This is a genomic window from Haloarcula marismortui ATCC 43049, assembly GCF_000011085.1.
GTDB classification, from domain to species: Archaea; Halobacteriota; Halobacteria; order Halobacteriales; family Haloarculaceae; genus Haloarcula; species Haloarcula marismortui.
In genome coordinates this window covers 948456-965199 of sequence record NC_006396.1, presented here as the reverse complement: position 1 = coordinate 965199, position 16744 = coordinate 948456, and the positions used below count along the sequence as shown (strand labels likewise).

At 60.8% G+C, this 16744-nt stretch carries 11 protein-coding genes; 1 reads left to right on the top strand and 10 read right to left on the bottom strand.

Annotated elements, in window-relative coordinates:
• Positions 1–80: 80 nt before the first annotated feature.
• The 3 genes from RR_RS08805 to RR_RS08795 are packed head-to-tail and all read right to left on the bottom strand — an operon-like array spanning position 81 to position 3640.
• Complete coding sequence (locus tag RR_RS08805) at positions 81–1319, bottom strand: poly-gamma-glutamate hydrolase family protein (RefSeq protein ID WP_011223431.1); 1239 nt, start codon at positions 1317–1319, stop codon at positions 81–83.
• 9 nt (positions 1320–1328) lie between these two features.
• A complete protein-coding gene (locus tag RR_RS08800; protein WP_170221563.1) occupies positions 1329–2495 on the bottom strand; it encodes a Mur ligase family protein in 1167 nt (388 codons plus the stop codon).
• Positions 2492–3640: a poly-gamma-glutamate biosynthesis protein PgsC/CapC gene (locus tag RR_RS08795; RefSeq protein ID WP_011223429.1), complete on the bottom strand. Its 1149-nt coding sequence runs from the start codon at positions 3638–3640 to the stop codon at positions 2492–2494. The genes RR_RS08800 and RR_RS08795 overlap by 4 nt, the downstream gene beginning before the upstream one ends.
• 483 nt (positions 3641–4123) lie before the next feature.
• Between RR_RS08795 and RR_RS08790 the strand changes: the two genes are divergently transcribed.
• Entirely contained in the window at positions 4124–6106 is a 1983-nt protein-coding gene (locus RR_RS08790; protein WP_011223428.1) for an AMP-dependent synthetase/ligase, read from the top strand.
• Positions 6107–6129: 23 nt separating this feature from the next.
• On the opposite strand, the gene RR_RS08785 is transcribed toward RR_RS08790, so the two are convergent.
• The 7 genes from RR_RS08785 to RR_RS08755 all read right to left on the bottom strand — a co-directional run bounded on the left by RR_RS08785 (position 6130) and on the right by RR_RS08755 (position 16191).
• Positions 6130–6522, bottom strand: coding sequence for a secondary thiamine-phosphate synthase enzyme YjbQ (locus tag RR_RS08785; protein ID WP_007190173.1), 393 nt, complete (start codon positions 6520–6522; stop codon positions 6130–6132).
• A gap of 58 nt (positions 6523–6580) precedes the next feature.
• Positions 6581–7906 carry a cytochrome P450 gene (locus RR_RS08780; protein WP_011223427.1) on the bottom strand — a complete coding sequence of 442 codons (1326 nt, stop codon included), beginning with the start codon at positions 7904–7906 and terminating at the stop codon, positions 6581–6583.
• 94 nt (positions 7907–8000) lie between these two features.
• Entirely contained in the window at positions 8001–8387 is a 387-nt protein-coding gene (locus RR_RS08775; RefSeq protein WP_011223426.1) for a CBS domain-containing protein, read from the bottom strand.
• A gap of 109 nt (positions 8388–8496) precedes the next feature.
• The gene (locus RR_RS08770) at positions 8497–10536 is read right to left on the bottom strand and encodes a SpoVR family protein (RefSeq protein ID WP_011223425.1); all 2040 of its coding nucleotides are present in this window, start codon (positions 10534–10536) and stop codon (positions 8497–8499) included.
• A complete protein-coding gene (locus tag RR_RS08765; RefSeq protein WP_004961042.1) occupies positions 10533–11846 on the bottom strand; it encodes a YeaH/YhbH family protein in 1314 nt (437 codons plus the stop codon). Before RR_RS08765 ends, RR_RS08770 begins: the two co-directional genes overlap by 4 nt.
• Positions 11837–14119, bottom strand: coding sequence for a PrkA family serine protein kinase (locus RR_RS08760; protein ID WP_011223424.1), 2283 nt, complete (start codon positions 14117–14119; stop codon positions 11837–11839). The genes RR_RS08765 and RR_RS08760 overlap by 10 nt, the downstream gene beginning before the upstream one ends.
• Positions 14119–16191 carry a PrkA family serine protein kinase gene (locus RR_RS08755; RefSeq protein ID WP_007190177.1) on the bottom strand — a complete coding sequence of 691 codons (2073 nt, stop codon included), beginning with the start codon at positions 16189–16191 and terminating at the stop codon, positions 14119–14121. Before RR_RS08755 ends, RR_RS08760 begins: the two co-directional genes overlap by 1 nt.
• Positions 16192–16744: the final 553 nt, after the last annotated feature.

Below are 16744 nucleotides of genomic sequence, written 5' to 3'. Positions count from 1 at the left end.
CAGCGCGGGCCCAGCCAACCGCTTAGCTCCCGTCTCCAGAAACTATGGCGGAGCGATTGGATCCGAGCGCGGTTTCGTCTTCAGCCGTCGAACAGCGCCGATCCGACAGCAGCAGCGATCAAGTCACTGTACTTTCGCCTGTCAGCGATGGGCTGTCCGATCCAGATCCCGTTCGATTGGTTCTCAGTAACCCGATTGACGAGCGTCTGTGGGCTGTCTGCTGCGTAGTGACTCTCACCCAGTTTGACCGGCGACCCGTCGTGTGGCAGCGCACTGTCAATCGAATCGGCAACCGACTGTCGGATGTCTTCGGGTGCAGCGCCACCGACATAGATCGTTTTCTCGTTGATACCGTTGAAACTGACTGCGTAGTCGTATGTTTGCTCGGACAATTCGGCGAGACGCGGATAGCAGATAGTCGAGAGCTCTGCCGATGGGACGTACCACCGGTAGAAACTCGTGTCCGACCCGTATCCCTGAAGCTTCCAGGACGTGACACTGGCATCGGAGAATTCCGAACGGAGACGTGTGACCTGCCCGCCGGTGAACGGCTGTATCTGTCCGCCGTGCGGTGCCAGGACGGCGTACTCACTCCCACCCATATTGAGCGTTTCGATGAGTTCACCGCGTTCCTTTGCTTCACTGGGGCTCAGGTCTGCAGCAGGGACTCGCGGATCAATCTCGACGTCAAACGCTTCGCCGGCGAGGCTACAGTTATCATCCCCGCGCAGGGAACCCCATCGCCGTTCGTCAGAGAAGCTCCCGTCCTCGTAGAAGGAAACGCGGCATTTGCCCTCTGCTGAGGTCCGAACGGTACTTGCGTCTCCACTGATAGTTTCACTGATCGTATAGACTGCGGCGTCGTTTCCGCGAGTAACACGCACTTGATCGCCACGGTCGCGGTCGAGCATATTGCGGACCGGCTCCGCAATGTGAAGTTGTCTGTAGCGGTTCGTTGGGAGATTCTGTGCCGCCTGTTCGTCGACCGTGACGGTCGCACTGTCCATCTGACCAGCCGTCGCAGTGCCGCTTCTTGCCTGCTCTAACGGACTGGCAGCCCCGACACCGATGAGACTCGGCATACTCGGGATGCCGAATGAATCTACGGCAGCAAAGCCGGCCCCGAACAGAGCGGGAGAGCCGAGCGTCCCAGCGATTACCGCCCGTCGGCGGATGCCACTGGTTTTCGCGCTTACGTCTGCCGCTGTGTCCTCAGCTGTTGTTTCTGCCTCGGTGGCCGACTGGCTACTGTCGTCGCCAGTGGTAGCAGGGGTGTTTGTTGACTGTGCGCCGTCGTTATTGGTCGTCTCATCTGTCATTGGTAATCGTTATTGTGGACGTTCGATTGCTCGTTTCTCGTTCGCTGACGTGGATTTCTCCGGCATTCCCTGGCTACTGTCTACCCGCCGTGCCTCGATTTCGGCTTCGAGGTCGCGCATGAAATCGGCGACAGTGTTCCCCATGATGAAAACCGGCCAGCCCGGTGACAGTGCTGCGTCTAACACAGCACTTGCAGATTTCGACGCATCGTGCGTCGCAACCGGGAACGACGCCTGATTGTCAAACAGTTCCGCGTGCGGGCCAACAGCGTGCGTTACCTCGAACACATCATCCGAATACAACCCGTCCAGATAGGACAGAAACGACGCTGTTCTGGCACGGCGGTCTGGACGCAAGTATATCAGCGGCTGGATAGTGTCAACATCATTATCATCGAGTGCCCGGCGGACGATTTCGGTACTATCGATGTCGTTGACTGACGCAGCATTATAGACGCGGCCGTCGGCCAGTGTTGTCCATCTGACCTGCATTTCATCGATATAGGCCTCTATTTGCCGGTCAGAGAGCGGCTGTTCGCCAAGTGCTTCAAGCACGTCATTCAGACCGAGTATCGTTTCTGCGCCCGGCACATTCTGTAGTGCCTTCGGAACCAGCACCCAGCGGATCTGAACATCAGTCTCCTCCAGTTCTCGCTTCAGCATTGCGCGAAGAGTCGGACGCTGTTCGCCGACGACGAGCGTCACACCATCGGGAATCGTTCTGGCGAACGACCGGGCTATCTGTGTGGGAGTGTCCCCGAGCCAGTCGAGGTGATCGCTCCTGATGTTGGTGAGAAAGATGACATCGGGGTCCGTGAACCGCTGATGGACCGTTCGCGTGGTGTACTCCCCAATCGCCTGATTCTCGAAGATTGCTGTTTCGACCGGTGCGTACTGTCGCAGCTGGGCCTCGTTTTCGTACAGCGTGACTCGCCGCCCTCGCTCAATCGGGTGGGATTCCCCGTCATGCAGAACGAGCGGCCGATTCCCGGTAATCTTCGCGAACGCGTCTCGTCCGCGACCGTACAGAATCTCGTAGAGCCAGCGCGTTGCGCCGGATTTCCCGCGGGTGCCGGTTACGACGATCTTCTCGTCTATGTTCTCTAATCGGGCTTTGTGCGACGGTCCTCGGTTCGCAACCTTGCGCAGCCGCTGGATACATTTTTTGAGATTCATACCGAGTCTCTCCTGACTGGTCGCCATCGCTTATCGAGTCGTCGTTGCTGTTCAAGCCGGGCAGCCGTCAGCCCGCCGGGGACGAGCGCTACAACCGTCACCAGCGCAATCCATCCCATTCCACCGGGCACTGGTGGGGGAGCCGTCAGTGCTGACACCAGCAGCACAAATACGGCAAAAATGGCTGCCGAAAGCCGGGTCGACTGGCGGAGTTCGGTCACAGAGAGGCGGTGGACGTTGTATGCACCGATTCCGCCGATCAGCGCGGTAAACAACAGGTAATTGCCCGGAAGAGCGGTGAGCATCTCGGCAGGGACGGACAGCAACACAGCAGTGACGGCTGCCATTGAAACGAGGACCCGCCCATACACCAATGTCCGTCGATGGATGAACTGAATGATCGCATACGTCGCCAGCAGGAAGGCGGCATAGAGCAAAAACACGGAAGGCTTGGCGACAACAAAGAGTGCCAGTAGCGGGAGGGCGATAATCCCGTATAGCCGGACGTTCCAGACCGTCTCCACGAACAACGATACCAGTAGTCCCAGGAACAGAACGCTCAGGCCGACTGCCGGACCGTGCATCATCCCGAAATTACCGCCTGCAACAGCGACATTCCGGAACTGTGCGACATCAGATGCTGGCGAAAACAGGAGCGTTGCGTCCGTACCGAGCAGTGCCAGTGTGGTCTCCGAGACCAGTGCAGAACCGAGTATGAGCAGGCCAATGTACGCAGCGCCGGTCGCGACGAGATCATCAACCAGTCGCTCAAACTCAAGTCGGTGGAGGTTATACGCTGCGACTCCCGGGAGAATGCTTCCGATCGCATACACCTCAATCGAGCTGGTGTAGTAGCCGAACGATGCTAGTACGGCGACGGCAATACACGGAATGACCGCGCCAAACAAGATTGCGGTATATAATAGCCTTCGACCGTACAACAGTGTCCGTTCGGAAACGACCGTAAGGCACCAGTACGCAGCCGCGACACTGACGACCAGCACTGGCAGGGATGAGACGTCATATAGTGTGTACAGTGCAAACAGGGGAACGACAATAACCCCTGACAGCCTGAGATCCCACAACTGCGTGGCTGTCACCCCAAGTACCAGGCCAGTGATAACAATTGCTCCGGAGAGTATCATTCCTGGCTATGTCGAAGTCCCGGTGTACGTGCGACGGCTATTTCTGCAGGCAGCTGTTCCTCGATGGTCGGATCTACATGAGCCGACAGAGAGTACCGTGTATCATTTAGGTGCATCTCTTGTATCTATAAACACTGATATGAATTTGTTATACACCTGCAAAATGTAAGATTGATATATAAAATGCCGAAACTCAACTGATAGTATGACTCTTATTTCTGTTGTTTGGCGGCTAAAGAAAGTCTACACGCATGGTATGGGGAAAAACGACACCTTACTGCTTTATCTATCATATTGTCAATTAGTAACACCATCTGTCCCGTCGTCTGAGCGATATATATCGAGTAGTTGTCGTAATCTGGATCGGTTGCTAGTTGCTGTCTGGGTACCCGACGACACCGCGGTGAAACAACTCTAACAAACCCGAAAAGTGTTAACATCCTGTACATATTTGGGATGGCCTAGTGAATACCGCGGTATGACATGACCGGAGGCAATCACGCTGACTGGCGTCAGGCCGAGGAAGAGTACACTGACGAAGTCATCGGCGACGACACGCTGGGCGAGATGTTCGCCGCAAGCGCGGCACGGAACGCCGACACAACAGCTCAGCTGTACAAGGGTGGCGTCTACGACCGGTCACTGACTGACGACGTGATACCGGCGGCTCCTGACGGCGACTACGCCGCTCTCAGCTACGAACGGATGCATCAGCTCGTCAAATACTTGGCCGCAGGATTCCGTGACCTCGGTGTCGGCTCGGACGCTCGCGTCGGTATCCTGTCCAACACCCGGATGGAGTGGGCGCTGAGTGACTTTGCCATTCTGTCTGCGGGTGGGGTGGTGACGACCGTGTATACGGATTCCTCGTCGAAACAGGTGCAGTATCTGTTGTCGGACCCAGAGGCGAGCGCCGTCGTCGTGGAGAACGCTGCGATGCTGGACCGTGTGCTGGCTATCGAGGACGACCTGTCGCTCTCGTTCATCGTTGTCATGGACGACACCGATGTGGACCGCGAAGACGTACACACGCTCAAAACGGTGTACAGGCGCGGCGAGGAAACGTTCAGCGAGACGGCATACCAGTCCTGGCTGGACGAACGCGACCCCGACGACCTGGCGAGCCTCATCTACACCTCCGGGACGACGGGCCAACCGAAAGGGGTCCGGCTTACCCACCGCAACTTCCGGGCGAATGTCAATCAGACGCGCAAGCGAATCGGGCCACGACCGGACAAGCCGTCGGACCTCCCGACCATTACCGCAGACACGCGTTCGATAGCGTTCCTCCCGCTGGCGCACGTGTTCGAACGCCTTGCAGGCCATTTCTTCATGTACGCCTCTGGCGCAGCTGTGAGCTACGCCGAGAGTCCGGATACACTGGCTGATGACCTTCAGACTGTGAAACCGATGACCGGGCTGAGCGTCCCCAGAGTGTACGAGCGCATTTTCGACAATATGCGAACGCAGGCCAGCGAGTCCCCGCTGAAAAAGCGCATTTTCGACTGGTCGATGGACGTAGCCCGCGAGTACGCCCGCACTGAGAATCCGGGACCGATACTCACAGCGAAACACTCGCTTGCGGACCGCCTCGTCTACAGCACCGTCAAAGAACGGCTCGGCGGGAACATCGAGTTCATGGTCAGTGGGGGCGGCAGCCTCTCGAAAACGCTCTGTGAGACGTTCCTCGGGATGGGACTGACGATACTCGAAGGATATGGACTCACGGAAACGTCACCGGTTCTGAGTGTGAACCCGCCGGAAGACATCAGGCCCGGCACCCTGGGAGCCCCGTTGCCTGCTGTCGACGTTCACATCGACACCGGTGTCGTCGACGCCAGCGAGTTCGACGGCGTGACCGGCGACGTGGGCGAACTGCTCGTCGACGGCCCGAACGTCACGCAGGGGTACTGGAACGCGCCCGATGCGACGGCGCGGGCCTTCACGGAAATTGACGGCACCCAGTGGTTCCGCACCGGCGATATCGTCGAACGCACCGACGACGATTTCCTTATTTATCACGACCGCCTCAAAGAACTGCTCGTCCTTTCGACGGGAAAAAACGTCGCGCCACAGCCCATCGAAGACCAGTTCGCGACGAACGACCGGGTCGACCAGGTCATGGTCGTCGGCGACGACCAGAAGTTCGTCGGCGCGATAATCGTCCCGAACTTCGAGGAACTCCACCGGTGGGCCGACAGCGAGGGTATCGACCTTCCCGATGACCCCGAGGCACTGGTCGATGACGAACGCGTCCACGCGTGGGTCCAGACTGCCGTCGACGCGGTCAACGAGGAACTCGAACGTGTCGAGCGGATCAAGTCGTTCGCGCTCGTCTCCCGGGAGTGGACCGCCGAGAACGACTTGCTCACGCCGTCGATGAAAAAGAAGCGACGCAACATCCGCAGCGCGTACCGCGAGAAACTCGCCGAAATATACGGCGAGCAGCAGGTCGAGGCAGCCTGACTGGCGGTCACCGGAACTCCGACTCAGTCGGTGACGACTACGTCAACCGCTCGTTCGCGCGGCCCGTCACAGTCAACGAACAGCACGGACTGCCACGTCCCCATATCGAGGTCCCCGTCGCGGACGGGAATCGTCTCGCTTGGCCCGACGAACATCGCCCGGACGTGTGAATCCGCGTTGCCGTCCAGTTCGTCGTGGTCCCACCCGCTGTCCGGAATAAGGTCCCCGAGGGCGTCGCTGAGGTCACCCAGCAATCGCGGCTCGGCCTCGTTGACAGTGATGCCAGCCGTGGTGTGACGGACGAAAACGGTGCAGGTCCCTTCGGCGTTTTCAGGAATCACGTCCCGAACCCGGTCGGTGATATCAATCACGTCTGTGTGCGTGTCGCTTTCGACGGTGAACCGAGTTGCGCTCATATCGAATGCCACTCCCCGGACCTATGTGAAGATAGGCCATTTTCACCCCATGACCACGCTACTCAAGGGCTGATATCTCGGCTTCCATCGGTCCCGACGGCCGCAGTGTCACACTCGGCTGTAAATCAAGTTCATCCGCAGTCACCTGTACGTCGTAGTGCTGCAGCACGTGCGCAAGGGCGAACTGTGCCTCGGTCAAGGCGACCTGGCGACCGATACACACCCGTGGCCCGCTGCCGAAGGGGTAGTACGCGCTATCGCCGCGGGAGGCTGAACCGGCCCACCGGTCCGGGTCGAACGTCAGGGGGTCCGACCACACGCGACTGTCCCGGTGATGAGCGTATATGGGGAGCATGACAAACTCGCCTGCGTCTAGGTCGGTTCCTGCAAGCGTGACCGGCTCCCGAGCCTCGCGAGACACGCTCCAGACCGCCGGCGTCAGCCGCAGCGTCTCCCTGACAACACGCTCCGTGTAGGTGAGGTCGGACAGGTCGGCCCATCCCGGCTGTCCCCCGTCCAGCACATCCTGTGCCTCCGCCCTGACACGCTCCTTTGCAGCCGGGTTCTGAGACAACCAGTAGAACGCGTAGGCAATCGTCAGTGCTGTCGTCTCTTGGCCACCAGTCATGAACAGCACGGTCTGGTCGATGAGCTCGTTCTCGGAGAGCTCGATGTCCGGGTCTGCCTTTGCGTCGATAAGCGCAGTAATCACATCCCGGGGCGGGTCCTCGTGGTTGAGATGCCAGTCCACGAACTCCGTTGCCACCGAGTCAAGTACTGCATCGGCTTCCTCGAACTCCGCGGAGACGCCGGACTGTAACTGCTCGGGCAGGACCAAATCGAACACAGAGGCGTCGAACTCATCATTAAGCGCGGCCAGCGCTTCATGGACGGTTTCCCCGCGTTCGCGGTCGGTGTCCTGGCTGAACAGCGACCGTGTGATGACGCGCATCGTCAGTATTGACAGCTCTTCGAACAGGTCTACGCGCCCCGACTCAGGCCAGGCTGTCAGCGTCTCCTCTAGAGTGTCGCCGGCAATCTCGGCGTAGTCCGCCAGCCGGCCGCCGACGAACTCCGGGTCCAGCACTGACCGCTGTTGCTCCCAGAGCGCGCCGTCACTCGATACCAGTCCCTGTCGCCGTTGCTCCTGCGCTCCGACGTTTGGGCGGCGGAACCGGTCACGGTCCGCGAGGACCTCATGGGCGATGTCGGGGTCAAGCACAACTGTGACTGACTGTCCAACCTGTGGGTCGACCCGGACGAGCGGGTACTGGTTTGCGTAGGCGTCCTGCATCCCGGTGAGAAAACGCAATGGGTCCCTCGCCAGTCGTGGCAGATTCCCCACAACCGGAAGCCCCGGTGGCGTGTGTGCCGTTCGCTCCATGGCCGCGGGTTAGCCCAGACAATGAAAAATATTTGGCAGAGACTGTCACACAACCGTCTCCGGTGCGACGGCGGTTCTCCTCCAACCGTCTCATTCAGTCGTCAGCGAGATAGACGGTGAGGTCCGTGGCCGAGAGGATACCCGTCACCCGGTTCTCGTCGTCGACGACCGGCACGTGACTGATATTGTTGTCCCACATTGTGCTTGCGACCGCCGAAAGCGCCGTCTCGGGCGACGTGGTGACGATATCGGTCGTCATGTGCTCCCCCACAGTCGCTTCAGTGGGGTCGACGCCGTCGGCGGTCATCCGGACGTAGTCTGTCGAGGTGAGAATGCCCTCCGGCTGACACGCCTCGTCGACGATGACGACTGACTTTATCGACTGGTCATCCATCGCCGCTGCAACGTCGAGCGCCGGTTCGCCGGCAGTCACTGTCAGCACTGGTTCGGTCATGCAGTCGGCGACGGTCGCGCCACTCATGTTCCGGGGTTAGGACCGATTTCACATACGATTTGGGTCGGTACTGCGAGAAATACCCGACGGCGTGGCGGAGTTGGTTTCCGCTCGAATCGGGGGTGCCACACAGCGCTCAGGCCAGCCATTCGTCCGGCTTGGTGTTGTAATCGATGTCGGTCGCGGTGAGGTGTTCGACCTCGGCCCAGTCCACGTCAGTGACGGTCACCTCGTCGCCGTCGTAGCGGATTCGCTTGCCGATTTCTTCGGGCTCGGGTTCGCGGTCGCGGCGCTTGGCGACCTCCACGTCGTGGTCGTCGAACTCCTTGACGATGGTCAGGAGGTTCACCGGGCGGCCCCAGAGTTCGAAGGTGCGCTTGAGCACTTCCTTGGCCTGCCCGATGTCGAGCATCACGCCGTTGTACTGATGAGCGAGCAGCAGTTCGTTGCGGTTCTGGTAGTTGCCGTCCTCGACGACGACGGTTGGCTTCCCGAAGTTGGTGAACTGCAACATCAGTTTCTTCTTGACATCCTCGTGGTCTGTCGAGGTCACCCGGTAGTCGCCCGAGGCGTGGGTGTACTCGTAGGTGAAGTAGTCGTTGTCGTCGACGAACTCCTGGGTGAGGAACTCATCGAGGAAGGTCACGTCGTTGTGGCTCTCCCGGATTTCCCGCATCCGCTCCCAACCGCGGGTGTAGTCCACGTCCGAGAGTGCCTCCGCAACGCTGTCGTAGCGCGAATCGTCAAACATGTAGCGGGCGGTCCGTTCCAGTTCCTCTTGCCCGACCCGGGAGACGAAGCCGCGGTACTGGGGTTTGACCAGCGAGTAGTGCCGCTGGGCCAGCCCCTCGTAGGTCAGGACTTTCCAGGGGTACTGTTCCACGTCGAACTCGCCGTCGCGGGCCGCCGCCAGTCCGTCGGCGTCGACACGGGCGTCCTCGGGGTCGAGGTCGTCGAGGTGGCCCGGAATGTCGGTGAGCCACGCTGGGGGTTCGAGACGGCCCTGTACCATCTCGTAATCGACGCTGTCGTCGAAGTTCCGCCAGGTGATGCCCTTGACCCGGAGCAGACGCTCGATGACCTCGCGGCGGTTCTCCGTGTTCTCGACGTACTCCCAGATTTCCAGCCCGAGGCTGTAGGGGTTCAGCCCGCCCGACCCCAGTACCTTCGACATGTGGTCGGAGTAGAGGATGAACTCGTCGTCGCCGGCGAACTGCTCGCCGGTCATCATCAGGGATTCCCAGTAGGAGGCCCACCCCTCGTTCATCACCTTCGTCATCTTCTGTGGGGCGAAGTAGTAGGCCTCCCGGCGGAGCAGTTCCAGCAGTTCTATCTGCCAATCTTCCATCTCCGTAGCGCGCTCGGCGTCCGCGTCGTACTGCATCCCGTGCTTGCGGAGGAACCCGAGAACATCCTTGTCAGGTTCGGCGGGGAACGTGACGTTCTCGTCGTCGTCGCGCTGGGCGTCCAGCCACTCCTCGTCGAACACCTGCCGTTTGACCTCCTCGGAGAGTTCAAGATCATCCAGCTGCTCGGTCACGTCCGCCCCTTCAATGTCCTCGAACTCCTCGGGGACCGTCTCGACCGGGCTGTAGGGAATATGCTGGTCGATGTTGTCCTCCAGACAGAGGACGTGGTCGATGAACCGCTCGACCTCGGCCCGCTCAATGTCGGGGTCTTGCATGTACTCCTGGATGGTGTCGCCGTGGCGGGCGAGCATCCCGGCGGCGTCAGGGCCGCGGCGGCGGTCCTCGCCGGACTCATCGGTCGTCGTCCGGGAGGAGCCGTCGGTGAACATCCGGAACCACTCGTTGTTGGCGAAGAAGTCCGCGTGGGCTTCGACGTGGGTGATGACGGCCTTCTGGTCAGCCAGCGTGTTCGATTCCTGAAGGAATGCGTGGGCTGGGTCGTCGTTGTTGACGATTTCGAAGGCCTTGCCGCCGAGGAACTGGCCCTGCTTCTGCTGGCGGTCGTACTGCATTCCCCAGCGCCAGTGCGGGTATCGCTGCTGAAACCCGCCGTAGGCGATGAGTTCGTTCATCTCGTCGTAGTCGACGATCCAGTAGTTCACCGGATACGGCTTCAGACCGAGCTTTCTGGCGAGATTGCCAGCCTCCTCGACGGGTTCGTCGAGGTCATCGGCTACGCGCTGTTTCGCGAATCTATCGTTGTTCATTGGTCCTCCGTGCTGAGTATGTCGTAGATGGCGTCCACCACGTCCTCCGGCGAGGAGACGTACGCGACCGCGACGTTGTCGGCGTCCCGGAAGTTGCGTTCGACCTCCTCGGCGTGGGTGGCGTTGATGGCGTTCCCGCTCGGCTGGGTCTCCACGTAGGCGTGGAGGTTCGCCGGAATCTGTTCCATCAGCGGGATGACCTTCTCCTCGGTGTCGTTCGAGGAGTTTTCGCTGTCGCCCGCCGCGAACACGTAGCGGTTCCACTCGCTCCAGGGGTACTCCTCTTCGAGCACTTCGGCGGCGAGTTCGTACGCGCTGGAGATACGGGTGCCCCCGCCCGAGCGGATGCCGAAGAACTCGTTGCGGTCGACTTCCCAGGCGTCGGCGTCGTGGGCAATGTAGACGAACTCGGCGTTGTCGTACTTGCCTGTGAGATACCAGTCAAGCGGCGTAAAGGTCCGTTCGACCAGTTCCCGCTTCTTCTGGCGCATCGACCCGGAAACGTCCCGGATGTTCACGACCACGACGTTCTTCTCGCGTTCCTCGACGATTTCGGGGTAGCGGTAGCGTTCGTCCTCGCGGCGGAACGGGATCTGGTTGACTCCTTCCCGGCGGATACGCTGGGAGGTCTCGACCTCCTCGACGTTGTCTTCCATCTCTTCGATGGAGTCCCAGACGGCTGTCTCCTCGCTTGGCAGTTCCTCATACGCGTCGTCGATCCACGCCTTCGAGACGGGCATGTTCTGCTCGCGGGTCCACTCGTAGACCGTGGCCGGCCCCCAGCCGTCGACTTTGAGCGCCTCGCGGACGTAGTCCTCGTCGAAGTCCATCGCGAGCTTCCGCTTGAGCCCTTTCTTGAACAGGCGCTCGAAGTCAAGCGTCGAGGAGGGGCCGGATCTGGTGATGTCCGTGAAGTCACCCTCTTTCTCCTCGATGACCTTCTTGCCCTTCGGTTCGAGGTCGAGCCCCAGTTGTTCGTCGAGTTCCTCGGCGAACTCCTCGGGGTCCATCTCGTAGTACTCGTGTTCGCCGCCCTCCTCGCCGGGTTCGCCGTCCTCATCACCGTCGTCGCCGGGCTGGGGCTGTGGCTGGCCGACTGGGTCACCCTCTTCGGCGCCTTCGCCCTGGCCGACGCCGCCCTGGTCGCGCTGGTCGTACTCGAATTCAGGGAGGTCGACGATCTTGATCGGGATGCGTACCGAGTCGCCCCGAGACTGGCCCAGATCGCCGTACTGGATAAACTCGGAGAGGTCCTGTCGGCGCTCCTCGCCCACGTCGCGGTACCGTTCGAGGTCGTCTTTTAGTCCCATCTATAACTCACCTGACTCATGACGTGTCGGCTCGTCAACTCGGCCGACGCCGCCGTGTAGTCGAACATCTCGACCATGTTGTCCAGCGTCTTCGCCTTGAGCCGAGCCGTCTCGGTCCCGGACGGCGGGTTGTCCCACTGCCCGGGCTCGAAGTCCTCGTAGGTCCGCTGGATGTCGTCCCAGTCGTAGCTCCCGAGGACGGTGTTGATGACCGGAATCTCCTTGGGGTTCACGTCGCCGACACGGAACTCCTCGTCGCGGCGCTGCCACGCGTGGCGGTTCAGTGCCGTAATGATCTTGTCGGTGCGGAACTGCTCGACGGCGTGGTCGGGCTCGTTGCCGTCGTAGTTCTTCTCGTCGAACCGGCCCAGATGCTCGATCTCGAACACCTTCATCTTCAGCGGGTCCGGGTCGACGCGTTCGCCCCGCTCGTTTTCGATCTGGTCGTCCGATTCCCAGGCGTAGACGTGCTCGATGTACTCCTCGACGGTCGCCTCGTCGACGCGCTTGTCCCGCATCATCGCGTCGAGCACGTCCTGTTCCTGCTGGCCGAAGATGTAGTTCTTGACAGTCACGACGCGTTCCTCGTACTCCGTGGCCTCACCGGTCGAGAATACAGGCGCGTCCGAAAGCCCTTCAGCGACGGCGTTGAGCACGTCTCGGGGCATCAGCACGTGTTCGACCGGGAGGTCGGGGTGGTGCCGGTCCTGTGGCTCGTGCAGCAGGTCAGCGATGATGTCGCGGACGTAGGTGACCGGGATACCGTGGTCGCCGTCTTCGGCGGTGGTCTCCAGGTCGTAGTCGTCGATGTCGACGCGCTCGTCACCCTCCATCAGGTAGCCCCGGTCGAACAACAGGGCCTTGTCCACAAGGTCCAGCCCGGTCGGGATTTCGGCGCTATCGAGCCGCGAGACGACAGCGTAGAGCGCCGCGGACTCGACGGTGTGTGGGGCCAGCTCCTTCTCGGTGGCCGTCTCGACCTGATCCCGGACCGAGATACTCAGTGGCTCCTGAATCCACGTCTCCAGTTCGTCCCACGTCTCGGGGTCCCAGACCTGCGTCTCGTTTGTCAGCTCGCGGCGCAGGAGCTGGGCCTCCAGTGAGAGATTCGTCAGATACGTGAACTCGTGTTTGTCAAGCCGGCGTTTCAGCGCCTTCAGCGGGTCCTGCCCCTCGCGGTCGGCGTGCTTGTTCAGCTGGGCTTCAAGATCCGGGTTCGAGATGATGACGAGCTGGGTGTCCACGTCCATCCCGATGCCCTTGTCGAGCTTGACGTGGGACTCGTCGGGGACGTTCAGCAGCTTCTGGAGCAGGTCGGCGTGCTGGGCGGCGTCCTCGACGACAGTCAGCAGGCCGTTGCCCTGCGAGAGGACGCCATCGTAGCTGAACGCCTGTGGGTTCTTCCGGCCCCGCGAATCGAGTTCGCGGAGCATCCCGTGCATCCACGAGCCGACGAGGCGCTCTTTGGGCGTTCCTTCGTCTTCGGAATGGAGGATGCCGATGCCGCGGCCCACGTCCACGACGAAATTCTTCACCCGGAGATGCGATGGCTGGGTGACCGCCGAGAACAGGTCCGTCTCGCCCTGCCGGCGGTACTGCTCTTCGAGGAAGTCGTAGGCTTCCCGCGAAAACGGGTCCAGCTGGCCGTCGACGCGGATGGGGATGTGGTCGTCGAGGCGCTCGTTGACCTCGGCGAGCAGGTCTGTCCGTACGTCCTCGGGGAACACCGTCAGCGGGTGGGCCTGAACGGGACTCTCATACCAGTCGTCCTCGTCCTCGATGGCCGCATTCCCGTAGGTCATGCTGGTGGCGTCGTTGCCGGCCCCGGCGACGTTCCATTCGACGGTGTAGCGCCGGCCCTCGGGTGTTTTCGAGTACTCCCGCAGGCCGTTGATGAGACAGCGCTTCAGCTCGGATTTCCCCGTGGCTGTCGGGCCTTCCAGCCAGATGATCTTCTCGTCTTTCCCGCGGCCCGCCGCAATCGAGCGGAGGTCGTCGACGAAGGCGTTCAGCACCTCGGTGTTGCCGAGGATGGCGTGTTCACCGTCGTTGTACGGGTCGTCGAAGAAGCGGTAGCGCTCCTTCTCCTCGCCCTCCTCGATGACCATCCGCGTCCCTGCGTCCTCGATGGCGTCGAGGAGGTACTTCGAGGCGTGGGCCGCAACCTGTGGCGTTTCAAGGACGGTGTCGACGTACTCCGCGAGGCTCATCGGGGCCTCGTAGGCGGCGTCGAGTGACTCGTCCGCGCGGTCGATGTACTCCTGGCCTGTCATTACTCTTCCATCTCGCTTTTGGCGACCTCCGCACCAGCGAACTCGAGCACTTCCTTGGCGCCCTCCTCGGAGTAACCCTGCTCGATGAGAGCGTCAACCCACTGGTTGCGCTCCTCGTCGTCCATTTCCGAACTGGAGACCAGCGCGGAGAAGTTGATGTTGTGTTTCTTGTCTTCCCAGAGCTTGCGTTCGAGGGCGCGGCGCAGGCGGTCGTTGTCCTGTGGGTTGAACGTGTCACCCTCGCGTGCGCGACGGGACACCCAGTTCGACACTTCCTGCCGGAAGTCGTCCTTGCGGTCCTCGGGGAGGTTCAGCTTCTCTTCGACGGAGCGCAGGAACTGCTCGTCGGGCTCTTGCTCGCGGCCGGTGAGTTCGTCCTCGACGGTCGCGTCGTCGATGTAGGCCATGACGTGGTCCATGTACTTCTCGCCCTGGCGCTGGATCTCGTCCATGTCGTAGGCCAGCGCATGACGCACGTCCTCGATGGCCCGCTCCTTGTACTCCTCGCGGACGAGTTCGAGGAAGCGGTAGTACTTGCTGAACGACTCCTCGTCGATAGAGCCGTGGTTCTCGAGGTTGCCTTCGAGGTGATTGAACGTCGTCAGCGGCGAGAGGAAGTCCCGGCTCCGGTGCATCGAGTCCATGATGGCCTCGGCGATCTCGTCGCCGATGAACCGCGGAGAGACGCCGTCCATCCCCTCGCCGATGTCGGCCATCTTCTCGGCCTCTTCACGGAGTTTCTTCACGTCGACGTCGTCGGCCTCGTCGATTTCGCCGTTGTAGGCTTTCGCCTTCTGCACGAGGTCGATGGACTCGTTGTCGGGCTCCTCGATGCGGGTGAGGACGCCGAACAGGCCCGCCATCTCCAGCGTGTGGGGCTCGACCTGTATATCCGGTAGGTCGGCGTTGCGCAGCATCTTCTGGTAGATGTTGGCCTCAGCCTCGTACTGGAGGACGTACGGGAAGTCGATGCGCTTGGTCCGGTCGTTGAACGCCTCCATCTTCTCGTCGCCCTTCTTGTCCCGGTACTCGGGCATGTTCGTCCGGCCGACGATGACCTGGTCGATGTCGATACGGGGGTTGTTCTTTGGCTTGATTGTCTGTTCTTGACTGGCATGGAGGAAGTCATAGAGGAACTCCCGCTGGAGCTTCAACAGCTCCTCGCCGGAGAAGATGCCGCGGTTGGCGTTACAGAACGCCCCGGAGTAGTCAAAGGCTCGCGGGTCGCTCTCGCCGTAGATGGCGATCTTCGAGTAGTTTACATCGCCGGTGAGTTCTGTCTCGTCCTGATTCTTCTTGTCCTTGGGCTCGAAGGTCTCGATTCCGCGGCGCTGGTTCTCGTCAGCGACGAAGCGGACGATCTCGACGTGGTTTTCGAGGACGGCCTGGAGGTCGTCGTCGTATTCGGCCAGCAGGCGGTCCATGTAGAACTCCGAGGCGGGGTCCAGCGACTGCTCGTTTCGGATAGTGTAGGGGGCATCGAGTTCCGCGTTGATGTCTTCGATGACCTTGTCCCGCTGTGCCTGTGGGAGGAGCACGAGCGGGTCCTGGTTCATCGGCGACCGGACCACGTCGTCGGCGGGGTCCTGATCGTGGATGACATCACAGAGGTTCGTCCAGCGGAACGTGTACATCCGGCCCTCGTCCCGGCTGGTGTAGTCCTCGAAGTAGCGCCGGACCTGCCGGTCGAAATCGGACTTCCCCGACCCGACCGGCCCCAGCAGAAGCTTGATACGCTTCTCGGGGCCGAGCCCGCGAGCGCCGGATTTGACCTTGTTGACGAACTCGTGCATCGCCTCGTGGATGACCCGTCCGTAGAAGGTGTTCTCACCGTCGTGGAGCGGGTCCTCACTCGCCAGTTCGTATTCGACGACGCCGGCCTCCTCGTCATAGCTTTTGCCGTAGTAGTCGAACATATCCGCCACGCGCTGGTGGGCGTTGCGGGCGATCTTCGGCTCGTCGTACAACTGTTGCAGATACCAGTCGAACGTGTTCGTCTTCCGGAGGTCCGCCGGTATCGTGTCACGGTACTCCTTGCTCAGCGCTTCGAGTGTCTCGTTGTTCTTGCTCATGCTATCTCAGTAGTTCGTCGTGGCTGCAGGCGACCACCGACTGTCGCGGGCTGGTCTCGGGGCTGTGTCGCTCCTCGGTGTCGGTGCTGTCCGCTGCAGATGTGACCGCAAACAGCCGCTGGTTCACCCTTCACTGCGGGGTGACGCGTGTGCCCTTCCATGGCTGACCTGCCGGACGGAACACGGGGACTGTTCCGACCTGGTGTGGTAACGGGAAGCAGTGTCGAACTGTTTCCGATACTATTTACCGTACGAGTTCTGTTCATATAAGAACTTTGCCCTCTTATGTGCATACCGCCGATAAATTCCGGTCCGATAGTCGTCCGAATGCGGGGATGGCGGGGCACACCCATGTTACCATGTCTCATTATTTTGGCATTGGTTTATATACTGTGTCGGTTGTCAACTGTTCTCTCTGGTGGGTCGGCCAATGTTTAGCGCTGGATTGATGTGAATCTGTTGCCGGATTGATTGACGAACGAGAACGGGACACACGGCAGCGCAACTCAGCGCATCGCTGTTGCCGTCGTGCAACCGAGTGCCGGTATCTGGG

What these genes read in the sequence shown, in the direction of transcription:
- RR_RS08780 (WP_011223427.1), bottom strand. Translation starts at nt 7,906, where the DNA reads ATGGAGCGAACGGCACACACGCCACCGGGGCTTCCGGTTGTGGGGAAT.
- RR_RS08770 (WP_011223425.1), bottom strand. Translation starts at nt 10,536, where the DNA reads ATGAACAACGATAGATTCGCGAAACAGCGCGTAGCCGATGACCTCGAC.
- RR_RS08775 (WP_011223426.1), bottom strand. Translation starts at nt 8,387, where the DNA reads ATGAGTGGCGCGACCGTCGCCGACTGCATGACCGAACCAGTGCTGACA.
- RR_RS08765 (WP_004961042.1), bottom strand. Translation starts at nt 11,846, where the DNA reads ATGGGACTAAAAGACGACCTCGAACGGTACCGCGACGTGGGCGAGGAG.
- RR_RS08795 (WP_011223429.1), bottom strand. Translation starts at nt 3,640, where the DNA reads ATGATACTCTCCGGAGCAATTGTTATCACTGGCCTGGTACTTGGGGTG.
- RR_RS08760 (WP_011223424.1), bottom strand. Translation starts at nt 14,119, where the DNA reads ATGACAGGCCAGGAGTACATCGACCGCGCGGACGAGTCACTCGACGCC.
- RR_RS08785 (WP_007190173.1), bottom strand. Translation starts at nt 6,522, where the DNA reads ATGAGCGCAACTCGGTTCACCGTCGAAAGCGACACGCACACAGACGTG.
- RR_RS08790 (WP_011223428.1), top strand. Translation starts at nt 4,124, where the DNA reads ATGACCGGAGGCAATCACGCTGACTGGCGTCAGGCCGAGGAAGAGTAC.
- RR_RS08800 (WP_170221563.1), bottom strand. Translation starts at nt 2,495, where the DNA reads ATGAATCTCAAAAAATGTATCCAGCGGCTGCGCAAGGTTGCGAACCGA.
- RR_RS08755 (WP_007190177.1), bottom strand. Translation starts at nt 16,191, where the DNA reads ATGAGCAAGAACAACGAGACACTCGAAGCGCTGAGCAAGGAGTACCGT.
- RR_RS08805 (WP_011223431.1), bottom strand. Translation starts at nt 1,319, where the DNA reads ATGACAGATGAGACGACCAATAACGACGGCGCACAGTCAACAAACACC.